Consider the following 16369-nt stretch of genomic DNA (forward strand, 5'->3'; position numbering starts at 1 on the left):
TGACTAATGACTAATGACTAATGACTAATGACTAATGACTAATGACTAATGACTAATGACTAATGACTAATGACTAATGACTAATGACTAATGACTAATGACTAATGACTAATGACTAATGACTAATAACCAATAACCAATAACCAATAACTAATAACCAATAACCAATAACCAATAACCAACAACCAATAACAACTAACCAATAACAACTAACAACTAACAACTAACTAATTCCCTATTTGCGATCGCAATTTCCCCGTTTTTAATTCAGTCTCAAACGCCATCCGTACCTTTTCCCACTCCGTTTCGGCTTCCAAAAGCCGATCGCGCGCCGTCCTCGCATCAAAAACCTGTTCCCCTCCCGACTCAACCGCCATGCGGCCCATATACTCCAACTCCTTGCAAACTTCCGAAAAAGACACCGCTCCTAAATTAGCGCTGCTCGACTTCAGCGTGTGAGAAGCCAGCTTCAAACTATCAGCATCGCCGATAAAAATAGCCTCTTTAATTGTTTCTAACTGCTGCGGTGCATCTAACAAATATATCTTAATCAACTCCCCCAAAAAATCCGGGTCTTCATCATCGTCTAACTCGCGGAGACTTTGCAAAACATGAAAATCGATCGGCGAATTTGCTGCAGGTTGAACCATCGAGTGTCCAGCAGCCTCACTGTCAACTTGCTCAGTAATCTGTGGATTTTTTAGTTCAGCAACGGCATCCAATTCATCCCGCTGCAGTGGTTGGCATTTGCCCAGGGCGATCGCCAACTCTTCCCGGCGCACCGGCTTAGTAATATAATCGTCCATACCCGCTTCCAGACACTTTTCGCGATCGCCCTGCATCGCATTAGCCGTCATCGCAATAATTCTCGGCTTCCGATTAGCAGGCCACTCCTGACAAATGCGGCGCGTCGCTTCCAACCCGTCCATCTCCGGCATCTGCACATCCATCAGCACAACATCGTAAGATTGCCGCTTCAGCGCCTCCAAAACCTCCAGCCCATTAGCCGCAATATCTGCCCGATATCCTATCCTGTCGAGCAAATGCGTAGCTACTTTTTGATTCACCACATTATCCTCCGCCAGCAAAATCCGAATCTGAGTAGAATTAGCTCCATCCTGTGCGACAGAATTGCTAGCCACCTGCCTCAAAACCGCAGGTGTCCGCTGCACGCGGTGCTGTTCTTGAGAATTTTCAAAATACTTCAATCCCGAAGTCAAAGTCGCCACATTTGAAACTTCTCCCCTACCACTTCTGCCGGCAACATATCCAAAAACTTGCAGCAACACATTATAAAACTGCGACTGTTTTAGAGGCTTAGTTAAAAAAGCCGAAAAATGTACTTCTGTAGTTTCAAGCTTTTTCCAGACTTCCGCCTTGCTCAAATAAGTAAACAGCACCAAAGGTAGCGGAACTTTGCGAGGGCTTGTAACAATGACATTCGGATTTAGCCCCTCGCCGCCAGACAAATTGCTCAGCTCCAAGGAACGAATCTTCACAGCCAAAGCCACGCCATCCATATCTGGTAGATTCATCGCCAAAATAGCCAAATCTAGCGCCGAGTTTTCTTGGATAATTTTCACAGCCTCAGCACCCGAACTTGCAGCTACGGGTATCATTCCCCAAGCCTCAGCTTGCCGGATCAAAACTTGCCGGTTAATGGCATGATTTTCGACAATCAACAAATGCTTGCCCACCGCAAATTCCGGCAGTTTTTTTGACTCTCGACTTTCATTAGCTTCTGCTGTCACCGTGAAATAAAAAATTGAACCGGAACCCGATACCGACGGTGGATAAAATCCAGCAGGCGGAATTCCTGCGGTACTTTGTCCGATCGCCGAAACAGCAGATTGAGACTTAGAACTTGCCGGACAAACTTGACTGACAACCCACATTTTACCACCCATCATATCGCTCAAACGCTGGCTGATAGCCAGTCCCAGACCTGTTCCGCCGTACTGTCGAGTTGTGGAAGCATCCACCTGCGAAAAAGCTTTAAATAGGCGATCGATCCGGTCTGGTGGAATGCCAATGCCCGTATCTTGGACAGCAAATTGAATCTCGTACTGTCTGTTACTTGGCAACTTTTCCTCCTTAGTTGCTAGCGGTTTCAGAGCTAAAATATTGGTTATTTCCGGCAAAACTTTAGCAGCTACAGGCTCGATTTGCCGAGCGGTACAAGAAACGACAATTTCTCCAGATTCTGTAAATTTGACTGCATTTCCTAGCAGATTTACCAAGATTTGGCGCAGCCGTGTGACATCTCCTAAAATGTTTTTTGGAACAGAATCGTCAATAAAGTAAGCCAGCTCTAAACCTTTTTCTGACGCTCTCGGAGCCAGCAATTCCAGAGATTCTTCTATGCAGTTTTGCAGGTCGAAGGGGCTACTTTCCAAATCCATTTTGCCCGATTCAATCTTGGAAAAGTCGAGAATATCATTAATAATAGTCAGCAAAGCATCGCCGCTGGTGCGAATTGTCTCTACAAAATCCCGCTGTTCTGTAGTTAGTTCCATATCCAGCAGCAAACCGGTCATCCCGATTACCGCATTCATCGGAGTGCGAATTTCGTGACTCATCGTAGCTAAAAACTCGCTCTTAGCTCTGTTAGCAACTTCGGCCGCTTGTCGCGCTTGCTCCAAAGCTTCATTTTGCTCTACTAACTGTTGCTGTCGGTGAACTTCCTTTTCTAAAAGTTGGGCTTGGGCTAAGGTAATTCCGACTTGAGCGGCAACATCTTCTAACAGTTCAATTTCGTCGGGAGTCCACTGGCGAGTTGCATCGCACTGGTGCAAAGTAATAATGCCATTCGGTTCGCCTTGATAGGAAGTGCGAACCGCCAACATAGATTTTAAGCCGATGCGGCGGCACATCGGCACGGAAGATTCGAGCAAAGGATCGGCAAACACATCGGGAGATGCTAGGGCTATATCTTCAGCGAGCAGTTTTTCTGTGTAGGGGTTGTAAGTGACAGAAAGTTCTAAATCTAAAGCTGATATGTAACCAGGTTCGAGGTATTCTGCGACGCAAGGAAGGTGCGGATAAGGTTGGGAAAGGTAGGTGTGAATTGTACAGCGATTGACACCGAATACGCGCCCGATTTGGGTGGCGGTTGTCTGAAAAATTTCTTGAGTATCTAAGGTCGATCGCACTTTTTGAGTGATTTGTTTGAAGAGTAAAACGCACTGGTACTGACGCTGCAAAGTGTGCTCGCGTTCTTCGCGGGCAATTTCCGCGCCGATATAATTGCCCATCAATTTTAACATTTCAAAATTCAGCGGTTTCAAAGGTGGTTTAGCGGAGCTCGAAGTAAAGCTCAAAGTGCCAAAAATTCGCCCTTCCACTATTACCTGCGTGCCGACAAAAGCCTCCAACCTGCGGACGGCGTAAGCCGGGTGGTTCTTCCACTGAGTAGTGCCGGCGGATTCGATAGAAATAGGTTCGTTCGATCGCAAAACCTCTCGTTCAAAAGTTCTACTCAAAGCAAAACCATCTCCTTTGGCAAATCCGAAGGGGAAATTTGACGGTACATAGGCGGCGATGACTTCGTAGCGATCGCCCAAAACCCTGCCCAACAGCCCGATATCCATCCCAAACTGACTGCAACCCATCGCCAGCAACTGAGCAGTGCGCTCCTCAAAGGAGCCTGACGAGCTCACCATTACCTCGTAGAGCGATCGAATTGCTCGCTGGCTTTCCCGCAATTCCTCAACGCCTTCGACGCGGCTGCAGACATCGTGCAAAGTTCCTAAAATTCCCGCTATTTCACCCTGGGAATTCAGCCGGACTTGAGCAAATATTTCTACCGAAATAAAGCCCGATTCAGGATGAATGTCTAATTCATTTTTCACCGAGTCCGAATTGTACTTAAATCGCAGTTCTCTCCGACAAAATTCCGATTTTCCAGACAGCAAAGACTCCAATAGATTTTCACACTGCGGGCGTTCATCTGGATGAACCCAATCGAAAAAATTAGTGTGCAAACTTTCGGCAACCGAAAAACCAGTAATTTCAGTCCAAGCGCGGTTGAGAAACGTCCAAACTCCCGCCGCATCCATCTGAAAAATTACTGTTGCTTTCAAAGAATCAAAGACTTGGAATCGATCGGGATCTGCGCCTTTGAGTTCTAACTGCTTATTTGGAGTAATATCTGTATGAGTTCCGACCAAGCGCAGCGGTTTGCCTGCAGCGCTCCGCAAAACTTGACCCCGGTTCAGCACCCAGATAGTGCTGCCGTCTTTGCAGTACATCCGATATTCTGCTGCAAAATCCGCTGTCTTTTGTGCGAAGTGCTCTTCTAAGGCTGCCTTTACTCCGTTAATGTCATCTCGGTGGATGCGACTCCACCATTCCGATCGGCGATTCGAGATTTCCCCTGCTTTGTAGCCGAGCATTTCTTGCCACCGCACGGAATAAAAAAACTCATCTGTTTCGAGATTCCAATCCCAAATCCCCTGATTGTTGACAGTAGCGGGGAGATTTTGGGGCTGCCGGAAACTGTTTTCTGCAATTTCAACTTCCTGGTGGCGATTTGCTGCCGGAAGCTGTATTTGGGCGGCGAGTTTTTTGTATTGCGCGTTGCTAGATTCTAGTTGTCGCTGCAAAGCGATCAAGCTAGAATGCAGAGATTTTGAATCTAGCGCTTGTAAAAGGATAGTTTTAGGATTGACAATCCCGATCGGGTGATTGCTTTCGTTAATGACTAATAATGGTAACTGGTAGTAGTATTTTTGCAGCAGGGCGACGGCTGCTTCTAGGGTAGATTGCGATCGTACCAGCGGCGGCGAGCTGTTGCAAATCGCTCCCGCTTTAATTTTGTTCGAGTCTCTTCCCAACGCCTGCAACTGCACGATGTCCCGCGAACTTACCACCCCAACGAGTTTGTGCAGGTTGGGATTTGTAAATTTGGAATTTGTAGCACCAGTCGAGTTTGGTTCTGGGGTTTCAGTAATTAATACATAGCTAACATTGTGTCGGAACATCAGTTGCGCCAGATAGCGAACTGAAGAACTAGCAGGAGCGTGAATAATTCGTCCTGCTGCGATTTGAGGAATTTGATAAAGTTTAATTAAACTCGCCGGCAGCTCTAATTTCGGTTGTGAACTTGGCAGCGGCGGAGGGAAAGCGAAGGTAACAGGTGGCGGATCGCTGCTTACTTTTTGTGGCGATTTCCCAAGTTCTTCCAACAGTTCTACCAAGCTTTGAGAGCTAATTAAACCGACAAGTTCTTCAGCGTCGCTGACGACGGGTAAATGACCAATCTGATATTTTTCCAGCAGATTTACTAAGGCAAAAAAGTCGGTAATTTCCGATTCTCTGGCTACAGTTACGGTTCTGATCATGATTTGCTCGATGGCAAATCCCCTCAAAGCAGCGCCGATGGAATTTAGCTGTACCACATCTCGCGCCGTAAAAATCCCCAACACCGTCTGCCCGCTCCCATAGGGAGCTTTTGAGCCGCCCTGATGCAGCCCGTTGCCGAAGGCCTTTACCGCACGCGGTAAGCCGTTGTAGAAACCCGACTGTTCCCGCAATCGTCGGGAATTCCCATTGCTGAGATTTTCCAGTTGAGAATGCTCGCGCGGCTCTACCACGAGGACGTAACTGGCTCCTGTGCTGCTCATCAGCTCGATCGCCTTTTCTACGGGCGTCTGAGGGGTGACGGTAAGGGGATTGCGGTTGATGACCTGACTGAGAGAAGGAATAAACATCAGCGGGCATAAGAGTGATATTTGTTAGAAAAACCCGATCGCGGGCAGCAGCTTGATTGAGAGGCTTTACCCGCGAGCTTTCCAAGCACGGTCAAACTTTCTGTACCATAAAATTCACCCCTACTTCCAGCATCTTGGCATTTAAAATTAATTCTGTGCCAAATCCTGACAATTGGCGGGTAACGACAAGTCAGAACCAATGCTATCTGCCACAGGGCGGACTTTTAACTGGCCGGCAATTCCTCGCCGGGCCTAACTACTGCGGGTTGACGAGCAAGAATTTCTGCGATTGTCTAGACTGCACCCTACTTTCTCGCCCTCAACGGAACTCTCGCTCAGATTCTGTTTGAGGCAAGATACCTATACACTACCAATTTACCAGCGGCCGCAGGCTTGTTACAAGATTGCCAATTAGTAGGTATATAAACTGTGCAATTAGGGGGTGGGAGAAGCCAGAGGGAGAGAACGGGAAAGGGGGAGCTTTGAATATATAGCCTTTCTCAAAAAGGTGAGGAGTTGAGATTTTAGATACTTCGGCTTCGCGAGCGTACAAGTTTGAGATTTTAGATTGGGGGATTGAGAAGTCGATCGGTCAATACCTCATTTTTGGCTCGGACTTGTATAGATTTTAGATTAGGGAATTAGGGAATGGGGAAATTGAGGGAATGGGGAAATTGAGGGATTGAGGGATTGAGGGAGCGATCGGTCAATCCCTCATTTTTGGCTCGAACTGCTATCAAACAAATAATTGCTATAATAACTGACTCTGTTATTATAGCAATTATTAATAATTGCTATAAATTCTCAATTATTAGACATTTTTATTTTAAATTACCGTCTACTGCGGGGATGTAGCGATCGCACCCGCAGCAGTACCCGATATTTTAATTGCGACGGCGTTTTGAGCAAAAATTGCGATCGGGCTGCACAACTCAAGAATCGGGGCGATTAAAATGCCTATAACTAAACTTATAATTATGGTTTTTGATAACACTTGAATGCTGACGTTGGACGTTGGACGTTGGACGTTTAACCCAAAGCAAGCAGGGACAGCACTAATGACTAATGACTAATAACGTTTGCGAGCGGGGACGCTAATGACTGATGACTAGCCTTCGACTTCGCTCTTCGGCTAAAATGACTAATGACTAATGACTAGCCTTCGACTTCGCTCTTCGGCTAAAATGACTGATGGCTGATGGCTGATGGCTGATGACTTCAACCAACGCTGAAGTTCCCCAGCGGCCGTAGCAATTACGACCGCCAATCTAAAATCTAAAATCGATTGACGGCTGGTGAAAGTCTGTTGTCTCAAATTGGGGTACAAGGCTGGAGTTTAGGTTGAAAAAGCCATAGAGTTTAGGTTGAGCGCGATCGCTACTTTGGATGATAATGAGTATTTTAGAATAATTAATAATTTATATCAACTAGCTTCCTAGGATTTACCGATTTTGCTCTCTTCTCGGCAAAAGCGGACGATCGATCTTTGTAATCGCAGTTACTATGGATGGCTAAGGTTGAAATCCTTTGCGGGTGCTGTAAGAGATGTTTCAGAACTCCACAGTATATGTGTCTGGGTTGTACGTGGCATAAGTTGCTCGATCGGCTCTGTTAGCGCAGTGTTCGAAGAGGAGCGCCCGCTGTGTAGTCGCAGACACCGTTGCAGGTGGCTCTTGAGAATCAAGTGTTAGTACCAAGCTATTGATAATAGTTAGCTATAGTTGACACTCAAATGCCTAAGCGCGATCGTCTCTCAAGAAAGCTTTAAGGGGCTTTTTTGTGGGTGGGGTTCAAGGTAGAACTCGAATAACGAGCGAAACATATTCGAGTTTTACCTTGAAAGGGTTTATTTAACCTATTTGCAGCCCGATCGTTTGTTGGCGAACCCGCCCCTAAAGCTAGTTGAAAATAGCCTTTGCAGTTCCTCGATTAAGGTTTAAAAGGAGTATATTTGCCACCCAAACCTTCTACAATTGTCCGAGTATTAGCAATCATCATTTTCTGATAAGTATCAGCCTCACTTCCCGGTTCTCCCAAACCATCAGCAAATAATTCTCTTGGCGAAACTTTCACCTTGGCTTCCTTTGCCACGGCCTCAATTAATTTAGGATTAATTGTAGTTTCAGCAAAAATTGTCGGCACTCCAGAAGCCTTAATTTCTCTAACTAATTGAGCCACCCGCGTTGGTATTGGCGCTTCATCGGTACTAATACCTTCTAAGGCTCCTACTACTGGAATTCCGTAAGCTTTTGAGTAGTAACCTAAAGCATCGTGAGTTGTAACAAGCTTGCGCTGTTTGTCAGGAATTGTGGTAATCCCTGATTTAATCCATGTATCTAGTTTTGTCAAACTTGAGGTAATTTGTTGAGTCTTTGCATTATAAACAGGTGCTTGGTTTGGCAAAATTTTACCGAGTTTACTGTTAATAACTTTTGCCATTGCCATGGCATTTTTAGCATCGTGCCAAATATGCGGATCTAGAACTTTTTTGCCGTCTTCTTCAAGCTATAGTGCTTTGGGTACTGCTGCTTCACCGACAGCAAGTTTCGCAGATTTATTGGAACTTGCTTTAATTAATCGAATTAAACTTGGTTCAAAATTATAACCGCTGTATAAAATCAACTTTGCTTGCTCAATTGCTTTGCGATCGTCTGGTTTTGAGGTGTAAACGTGGGGGTCTGAACCTGCATCTATCAAGCATTTGAGGTCAATAGTATTGCCAGCTATTTCCTTCGCTAAGCCGCAAATAACTGTAGACGTTGCCACGACTTGCGGACGACTTTGGGCGACAATCGGATTTTTATTCGTCTGTGAAAAAGTTACCCCCGCGCTACTCGATCCAGCCACCATCATCAAGCCAAACACAGCAAGGCCTTTGAATTTCAATCTTTGTAACATTGTCTGTTTCTCCTTTGTGCTATTATTATATTGTGATAATAATAATCGTTATTACTAAATTTTACTATGTTAGAGGTTCGGCATCTCGCTGTCAACTACCGAGGCGTTTCCGCTGTTGAGGATGTCAGCTTCAGCTTGGCACCGGGGCAAATCGTGGGGGTAATAGGGCCTAACGGCGCGGGGAAAAGTACGATGGTGAAGGCGATTTTAGGGCTAATTCCGACGGAAAATGGGGTTGTCAGGTATCGCGATCGCGCACTTTCTAAGCAGCTAGGAGAGGTGGCTTATGTGCCGCAGCGATCGCAGATAGACTGGGATTATCCGATTTCTGTTCAAAATGTAGTAATGATGGCCCGGACACGCCATAGGAGTTGGTGGCGATCGCCTTCACGTCAATCCAGAGAAATTGTCAAAGCCGCCTTAGAAAGAGTCGGAATTTGGGAATTAAGAAACCGCCAAATTGGGGAGTTGTCAGGGGGACAACAACAGCGAGTATTTTTAGCTCAATCATTAGCGCAAGAAGCTGAGTTATTTTTCTTTGATGAGCCTTTTTCGGGAGTTGACAAAAAGACAGAAGCTATACTATTTGAAGTTTTTGACGAACTGAAAGCTGAAGGTAAAATCTTGCTAGTAATTGGTCATGAATTGGGAGAAGCTTCGAGGAAGTACGACCGATTTTTATTGATAAATAAACAACTAATTGCTGATGGAAACAAGTCAGAAGTAATTACCGCTGACAATATTCAGCGGGCCTATGGCGATTGTGTAATATTGGTGCAACGGGAGATTGACTAATGTTAAATTTACTCAGAGAACCCCTAGAATTTGAGTTCATGCGGAATATGCAAGCAGTAGGCGTTGTGTTAGTAGTTTCTCTACTGATTGGACCGAGTATCTCTGGCTATTTATTAGTTAAAGAATTGCACCAGATGATGGGATTTGGAGCAATTATCGGTGTAATCAGTAGTGTGTCTGGGATGTATATTAGTTATTACTTAAATCTGCCTTCAGGTGCAGCAATTGTGTTAGTTGTCACTGGGTTATTTTTAGTAGCATTACTCTTTAGTCCGTCTCAAGGGATTTTGACTCGGCCATCGATGGTGAGTCGTAGGAGTAAGATTTTGCAGCAGTTGAAACAACTGGGGCGGTAATATTCTAGTCTTGAATATACGGGGGCTTAGAAACCGGTTTTTTTTACAAAAATACTGGTTGTAATATCAATTCCGATTACATTGGAATGATATAGAGGAGACGGCAGTGCCGTTTCCCTACCGTGATTAATTGTAGGGAGACGGCACTGCCGTCTCCTGATTTCGGTAATATTAATAATTCCGATGCTACCGGATTTGATATAACTGGCAGATTCGGTAAAAAACCCGGTTTGTCTGTTGGAGTGCGTCGAAGACTGAAGTATCCGCGCTTAAAAAAATTCTCTTATTTCAACATCAAAGCAACTTCCTTAGCAAAATAAGTCAAAATCAGATCGGCACCAGCTCGTTTGATACTCGTCAAATTCTCCAAAATAATCCGCTTTTCATCAATCCAACCCAACTGTGCAGCAGCTTTGATCATTGCGTATTCGCCGCTGACATTATAAGCAGCTACGGGCAAATTAGTTGCTTCGCGCACTTGGCAGATAATATCCAGATACGCCAAAGCAGGTTTTACCATCACAATATCTGCACCTTCTGCTATATCCAAAGCAACTTCTTTCAGTGCTTCTCGTGCATTAGCAGCATCCATTTGATAAGTCTTTTTGTCTCCAAATTTCGGGGCAGAATCGAGGGCATCTCGAAACGGGCCGTAATAAGCAGAGGCATATTTTGCTGAATAAGCCATGATTGCTGTATCGATGTATCCTGCGGCATCTAAGGCTTTGCGAATTGCGCCGATTCTGCCGTCCATCATGTCGGAAGGTGCTACCATATCCGCACCGGCGGCGGCTTGAGAAACTGCCATTTTTACTAAAACTTCAACAGTCGGATCGTTGAGAATTTTACCAGTTTCGTCAACTAAACCGTCGTGTCCATGAGTGGTAAAAGGATCGAGGGCTACGTCGGTAATTACAACTATTTCGGGGATGTTTTGTTTGATGGCTTTGACTGTTTGTTGCACCAATCCGCCCGGGTTGTAGCTTTCGGTTCCGGTGTCATCTTTTTTGCTGTCTGAGATAACTGGAAAAAGGGCGATCGCATTAATTCCTAACTCCCAACATTCAGCTATTTCTTTGAGCAATAAATCCAAGGAATAGCGATAACAACCAGGCATAGAAGCAATCTCAACTTTTTGCCCTTCCCCTTCCATCACAAACATCGGATAGATGAGGTCGTCAACAGTCAGGTGATTTTCCCGTACCATCCGCCGCAAAGCTGGTGTACGGCGGAGGCGGCGGGGACGGATGGTTGTGAGGGAAGGATTTTGATTGTTTGGAGTGGGAACGGCGGACTCGACGTTATTTGCAGATGACATAGGAACTGGGTGCAATAATGATAATCATTATTATTGCATTATTGCACCCAGTGGTAGCGCCACGGAATTGAAAAAACAACTCCTCACGCCTGTGTGACAAGCTATTTCACCAATCTGTTCTATTTTGAGCAGGATAGTATCGGCATCGCAATCGTAAAATATTTGTTTGACTTTTTGGATGTGCCCGGATGTCGCGCCTTTGTGCCAAAATTCAGAGCGCGATCTGCTCCAATAGTGTGCTTCTCCTGTAGCTAGAGTTTGCTCGATCGACTCTTTGTTCATCCAAGCCATCATTAAAATGGTACTATCTCGATCGTCCTGGGCGATCGCTGGAATTAAACCTTTATTATTAAACTTTAAAGCTTCAATCCACAAATATTTTTGATCCATATTCAGTTTAGATAAGATTTTTTACCACAGAGGGCGCAGAGGGCGCAGAGGGAGGAAAGGAAAAGAGAGAAATATGGTAATCTAATATGACTCTTTTTTCTTTGTTCAGCCTGCAAACACGGAAGTTTTCGCAGACAATTCTAGCTAGTAAAAGCTTGATTTGTGCGCGATTAAACTCATAAATTCTTGACGAGTTCTGGAATCTTCAGCAAACACTCCCCGCATCGCTGAAGTCGCAGTCCAAGAACCTGGTTTTTGCACACCGCGCATTACCATACACATATGAGTTGCTTCGATTACAACTGCTACACCTTGAGGTTTTAGCAATCCTTGAAGTGCATCCGCAATTTGTGCAGTTAAGCGTTCTTGTACTTGCAATCTGCGGCCGTACATTTCACAAATTCGAGCAATTTTTGACAAGCCAATTACTTTCCCGTTGGGAATGTACGCAACGTGTGCTTTGCCAATAATTGGCAGGATGTGATGTTCGCAGGAACTGAAAATATCAATGTCCCGCACTAACACCATTTCGTTAGCATTTTCTGTGAATACTGCTCCGTTGAGCAGTTCGTCCAGAGATTGACGATAACCTCCAGTTAAGAACTGCAAGGCTTTCACAACTCGTTTCGGTGTATCTCGTAACCCTTCACGGTCTGGGTCTTCTCCCAATCCTAGCAGCAATGTACGCACTGCTTGTCTCATTTCTTCATCTGAAACAGGGGGTTGAGATTGGGTAGGAATTGATGACACTACACCATTTGGAGAAGTCAGTTCTGGGCGAGTAGATAAAGTCATGCTTGCAGTTTTTGAAAATGTTTAACAGTGGGTATGGACTTTTACTTGCCATTTGATTATAACAAGATTTACAAAATGTAACATTAAAATATTTAGATTTTTTTGGGATGATTTTTATGGCTGACATTGTAAAACTAGCCATTGGTAGTTACATGATTTTTTTGTCAAAAACTGCAACGACTAACGACAGAATTAAATCTAAAATGTGTCGGATAGAACCCTAGTTAATTTGTAAGGTGCGTCGCTTGCGGGATCTGGGAGAGAAATTGCTTCTTTACGGGTGGCGACGCACCTTACACGGGCCATAATATTGTGTGTACCACATATACATGGAATATGCTGTAAATCTAAAAGCTCTTAGCTATGAACGTGATACTGAGATGGACGCAATCTTAAACTAAGCAATTGTTAAGTTGTTCTCGAATTTGAGCGGTATCTAAGTTGCGACCGATGACTACGAGTTGATTCTTAGGTGGAGTCAACCATTCGTAAGCATTTAGTTCATAGCGCGCGCCGCTAAGTTGAAAAATGTGTCTCATTGGACTTTCTTTAAACCAGAGAATGCCTTTTGCCCGAAATACATCGCAGGGCATTTCTTCGGTGAGAAATTCTTGGAATTTGTGGAGATCAAAAGGTCGATCGCTCTGAAATGATAGTGAAACAAATCCGTCATTATCTAAGTGAGTCGAGTGATGTCCGTGATGGTGATGTTCATGATGGTGTTCGTGATTCTCGTGTTTTTCCTCAGTTTCAAAACTCTCGAAAAGATCGGCTTGCGTCAAACCCACACCCAAAATTAAGGGTAAAGGAACTTCGCCATATTCAGAGTGTAAAATTCTCGCTCCTTCTTTCACAGTGCGAATGTAAGCTTCTAATTCTTCTACTTTTTCTGAAGGAGCTAAATCGGTTTTGTTCATCAGCACGATATCTGCAAATGCTACTTGTTTTAAAGCTGCTTCGCTGTCAAAATGGTCGGTGGTGAATGTTTCGCTATCGACTACAGTGAGTACAGAATCTAGACTGGTTAAATCCCGCAATTCCGTGCCGAGAAATGTCAATATAATCGGCAGTGGATCGGCAACTCCGGTGGTTTCAATTACCATGCAATCGATGCGGTCTTCCCGTTCTAAAACTCGGTATACTGCATCAACTAAGCCTTCATTGATGGTACAACAAATACAGCCGTTGCTCAGCTCTACCATGTCATTTTCGGTAGAAATTAAAAGCTGCGAATCGATGTTAATATCGCCAAATTCGTTAACTAAAACTGCTACTTTTAAATCTTGGCGATTTTTGAGGATTTGATTGAGTAAAGTGGTTTTTCCGCTGCCGAGAAAGCCGGTAATTATGGTTACGGGCATTCCTCTTTTGGGAAAATCGGAAACTAAATCTGGGGTTTGTACAGTGAGATTAGTCATTGTCCCTCGTTGATTAATTGTAGAAGCCCTGCTGTCAATTTGGAACGCCGCTAAGCATCCCAAAGCTCTTGTCGATAGCACTTCCTAGCCAAAATTTAGGTACGATCGCCTGTATCGCACCGAACCGGTTATGATAATCATTATCATAATTTAGATGTGCTTTAAGCGCAAGCCCTAGAATTATTGCTCAGCTAGCTGATGACTCATAAACACTTCACTGTCATCCCTTTTCCAGATAAATCCCATGTTACAAACGGGAATTTAAAACAATGTATTGAGGGCGAGTGCGATCGATAATTCCCTCCTCCTCCAGCCGACACATCAGCCGCGTCACCGTAATCCGCGTAATTCCCATCGCCTCTGAAATCTCCTGGTGAGTCAATCTCAGATCGATCAAAACTCCTTGTGCGACTTCCCGACCAAATTTTTTTCCCAACCAAACCAATAGTTGCAGCAATCTATCCCGCAGACATTCGCTGCGAACAATGCAGAAAAATTCTTGAGTTTGCTGAAGATGTCTGAAAACTTCATCTAAGGATTGATAGCACAAATTTTGAGGAATGTAACTAATTTCTACATGAGTCTTGCACTCAATTTGATAAGGTTGGACGCCTGACAGTGACTGGCCCAGCACGTCTCCAACTCCCCAATATCCCAGCGTGATTGGTGTCCCCTGGTCGCTCCAAGTTAAGGTTCGGACAGAGCCGCGTTCAATTCGCAGCAACCCTTTAGAGGGCACGGGCACTAACTGACGGCGGGTGAAAGTCTGGTGTCTGAAACTAGCGTACAAGGCTGGGGTGTAGGTTGAAAGAGTCATAGGATTGAGGTTGAGCGCCACCGCTACTTTGGATGATGATGTACAGTTTAGATTAATTGATAATTAATATCAATTAATTTGAGGCAATTTGCCGATCGTCCTGTCTCCCAGGCCAGAGCGGATGATGAATATTTGCGATCGCAGCTACTATGGACGGCTAAGGTTGAAGCCCTTTGCGGGTGCTGTAAGAGACGTTTCGGAACTTTACTGTATCGGTGTTTGGGTCGTAGAGAGTATAATTTGCTTGTCCGCTGAGCCGACCCACATTCCCGACTCCGATCGCCCGCCGTGCAGTTGCAGACACGGTTGCAGGTGGCTCCTGAGAATCCAGAGTCTGCAGCCAGTTATTGATAATACTTAGCTGTAATTGATACTCAAATGCTAAGCCCGATCGCCCGCAAAACAAAGTATTGGCATCAGCGCGGATAACGCGATCGAGCATCACAGGCGGCGGAGTCTCCGGGGTAAGCTCATCAGAGGCGCTAACCGTACTCCCGTGAATCAACAAACAATCCAATTCATGAAAACCAAAATTCAAAGAGCGCAACCACTCTACAGTTTTCCGGCTGACAGAATCCCAGAGCAACTTAATCGTATCTGCGCCGTATTTTTGTCGCAATTCTGCCGCATCAGGGCTAGAACCTATTCCGTGTAAGTTGAAACACTGTTCTTCCCACCACCCGATACAAATTTGAGGTTCGATTTCTCCTCGTTTGGGCGATCGGACTCGCTGCACTAATTTTTCGCAATCGGGATTCGGGCCGACTAAATCGCCTAAGATATACAATTCGTCAACGCGAATTCTCAGGCACTTTATGTCAGCTACTACAGATTGATAAGCAGCAATATTTCCTTCTATTCCTGTTAATACTACCCAGTTTTTTATGGGTTTCAACTGTTAGTATTTGTCAAGATTTTTGCGGAGTTTGTTTTGAACGGATCTCTTACACCAATGTCAAAAAGTTGTAGGGTGGGTTCACCAACAATAATCGCCAAAAACCAATAAGCTCATAAACCGGCACCCACCCAACTAATGACTAATGACTAATGACTAATGACTACCTCTCACAAACATGAGTAGGATCGTCAGCTCTTTCGGCATATTCCAAACCCCTAGCCAAACGCCAAGCAAAAATCGGCGGCCAACCTTTTTCAATAATTGCAGCGCAAGTAGCATGATAGTCATATTCGACTTCTCGCAATGTCGCCTGTTGAGCGTCAACATCATAAATCACGTAGGTAGCATTCGGTCTACCGTGGCGCGGTTCTCCTATAGAACCAACATTCACAATCCGCTTTAAAGGAACAGTAAAACTTAAATCTTTGTCTCCTTCGATGCTCGACCCGCTGACTCGAACCTGCATATTTCCAGCATCTAAAGTACGAACGTAGGGTACATGAGTGTTACCGCAAAACAGCAGGTCAGCATCGGCAGAAAATACCCGCTCTAAGGCATAAAAAGCATCCATTTTTGGCAGTAAATATTCGTGATTGCTGTGGGGGCTACCGTGAACGAAACACCTATTGTATTCTCGCAAACTGTGTGGCAAAGTGGCTAAATATTCCCGCGTTTCTAAGGGGATTTGTGCGTTAGTCCATTCGTGAGCTAATTTGCCTCTTTTTTCTGCTCAAACAGAGGGATAGCTGCATTCGCATGAGTTCAAACCTTCGACAATATCTTCGTCCCAGCAGCCGACGCAAGTGGGAATGTCGAGGGAGCGAATCATTTCTACTACGGCGTGGGGGTAGTACCCTGAAGGAAAGGATCAAGAGAATTAAACTGAATTCAAAGAAAGTAGGCGTTTAGAGCTGTAAATTAGCATTGTAATGATGCACAAAGCGCCAAATGGCAGCAATATGATTTTCTAATT

At 44.8% G+C, this 16369-nt stretch carries 10 protein-coding genes and 2 pseudogenes; 2 read left to right on the plus strand and 10 right to left on the minus strand.

Annotated elements, in window-relative coordinates; all coding sequences use genetic code 11:
* Positions 1-227: 227 nt before the first annotated feature.
* From IQ263_RS24885 to IQ263_RS24895, 3 genes and pseudogenes are all read right to left on the minus strand, one after another.
* On the minus strand, positions 228-5711 hold the full coding sequence (locus IQ263_RS24885) for a response regulator (RefSeq protein ID WP_194070796.1): 5484 nt from the start codon (positions 5709-5711) through the stop codon (positions 228-230).
* Between the two features lie 838 nt (positions 5712-6549).
* The gene (locus IQ263_RS24890; protein ID WP_194070797.1) at positions 6550-6705 is read right to left on the minus strand and encodes a hypothetical protein; all 156 of its coding nucleotides are present in this window, start codon (positions 6703-6705) and stop codon (positions 6550-6552) included.
* A 935-nt stretch (positions 6706-7640) separates the two neighbouring features.
* A pseudogene (locus IQ263_RS24895) lies at positions 7641-8609 on the minus strand (metal ABC transporter solute-binding protein, Zn/Mn family).
* 66 nt (positions 8610-8675) lie between these two features.
* On the opposite strand from IQ263_RS24895, the gene IQ263_RS24900 reads away from it, so the two are divergent.
* Together IQ263_RS24900 and IQ263_RS24905 are read left to right on the plus strand one after the other, a co-directional pair.
* Positions 8676-9404 (plus strand): metal ABC transporter ATP-binding protein, encoded by a 729-nt coding sequence (locus IQ263_RS24900; protein ID WP_194070798.1) that lies wholly within the window; start codon positions 8676-8678, stop codon positions 9402-9404.
* Positions 9404-9760 (plus strand): metal ABC transporter permease, encoded by a 357-nt coding sequence (locus tag IQ263_RS24905; RefSeq protein WP_194070799.1) that lies wholly within the window; start codon positions 9404-9406, stop codon positions 9758-9760. The genes IQ263_RS24900 and IQ263_RS24905 overlap by 1 nt, the downstream gene beginning before the upstream one ends.
* A 283-nt stretch (positions 9761-10043) precedes the next feature.
* Here IQ263_RS24905 and hemB read toward each other — a convergent pair whose 3' ends face one another.
* The 7 genes and pseudogenes from hemB to IQ263_RS24940 form a co-directional block, all read right to left on the minus strand.
* Positions 10044-11078, minus strand: coding sequence for a porphobilinogen synthase (hemB, locus tag IQ263_RS24910; protein ID WP_194070800.1), 1035 nt, complete (start codon positions 11076-11078; stop codon positions 10044-10046).
* Between the two features lie 30 nt (positions 11079-11108).
* Positions 11109-11468, minus strand: coding sequence for a phosphoribosyl-AMP cyclohydrolase (gene hisI, locus IQ263_RS24915; RefSeq protein WP_194070801.1), 360 nt, complete (start codon positions 11466-11468; stop codon positions 11109-11111).
* Between the two features lie 144 nt (positions 11469-11612).
* The gene (gene folE, locus IQ263_RS24920; RefSeq protein ID WP_194070802.1) at positions 11613-12263 is read right to left on the minus strand and encodes a GTP cyclohydrolase I FolE; all 651 of its coding nucleotides are present in this window, start codon (positions 12261-12263) and stop codon (positions 11613-11615) included.
* Between the two features lie 392 nt (positions 12264-12655).
* A complete protein-coding gene (locus IQ263_RS24925; RefSeq protein WP_194070803.1) occupies positions 12656-13681 on the minus strand; it encodes a CobW family GTP-binding protein in 1026 nt (341 codons plus the stop codon).
* A 247-nt stretch (positions 13682-13928) separates the two neighbouring features.
* The gene (locus IQ263_RS24930; protein ID WP_194070804.1) at positions 13929-14498 is read right to left on the minus strand and encodes a Crp/Fnr family transcriptional regulator; all 570 of its coding nucleotides are present in this window, start codon (positions 14496-14498) and stop codon (positions 13929-13931) included.
* Between the two features lie 157 nt (positions 14499-14655).
* Entirely contained in the window at positions 14656-15384 is a 729-nt protein-coding gene (locus IQ263_RS24935; RefSeq protein WP_194070805.1) for a metallophosphatase, read from the minus strand.
* A gap of 172 nt (positions 15385-15556) precedes the next feature.
* A pseudogene (locus IQ263_RS24940) lies at positions 15557-16252 on the minus strand (metallophosphoesterase family protein); the annotation flags it as partial.
* Positions 16253-16369 lie beyond the last annotated feature (117 nt).

The organism is Tychonema sp. LEGE 06208, from assembly GCF_015207505.1.
Classification (GTDB): domain Bacteria; phylum Cyanobacteriota; class Cyanobacteriia; order Cyanobacteriales; family Microcoleaceae; genus Microcoleus.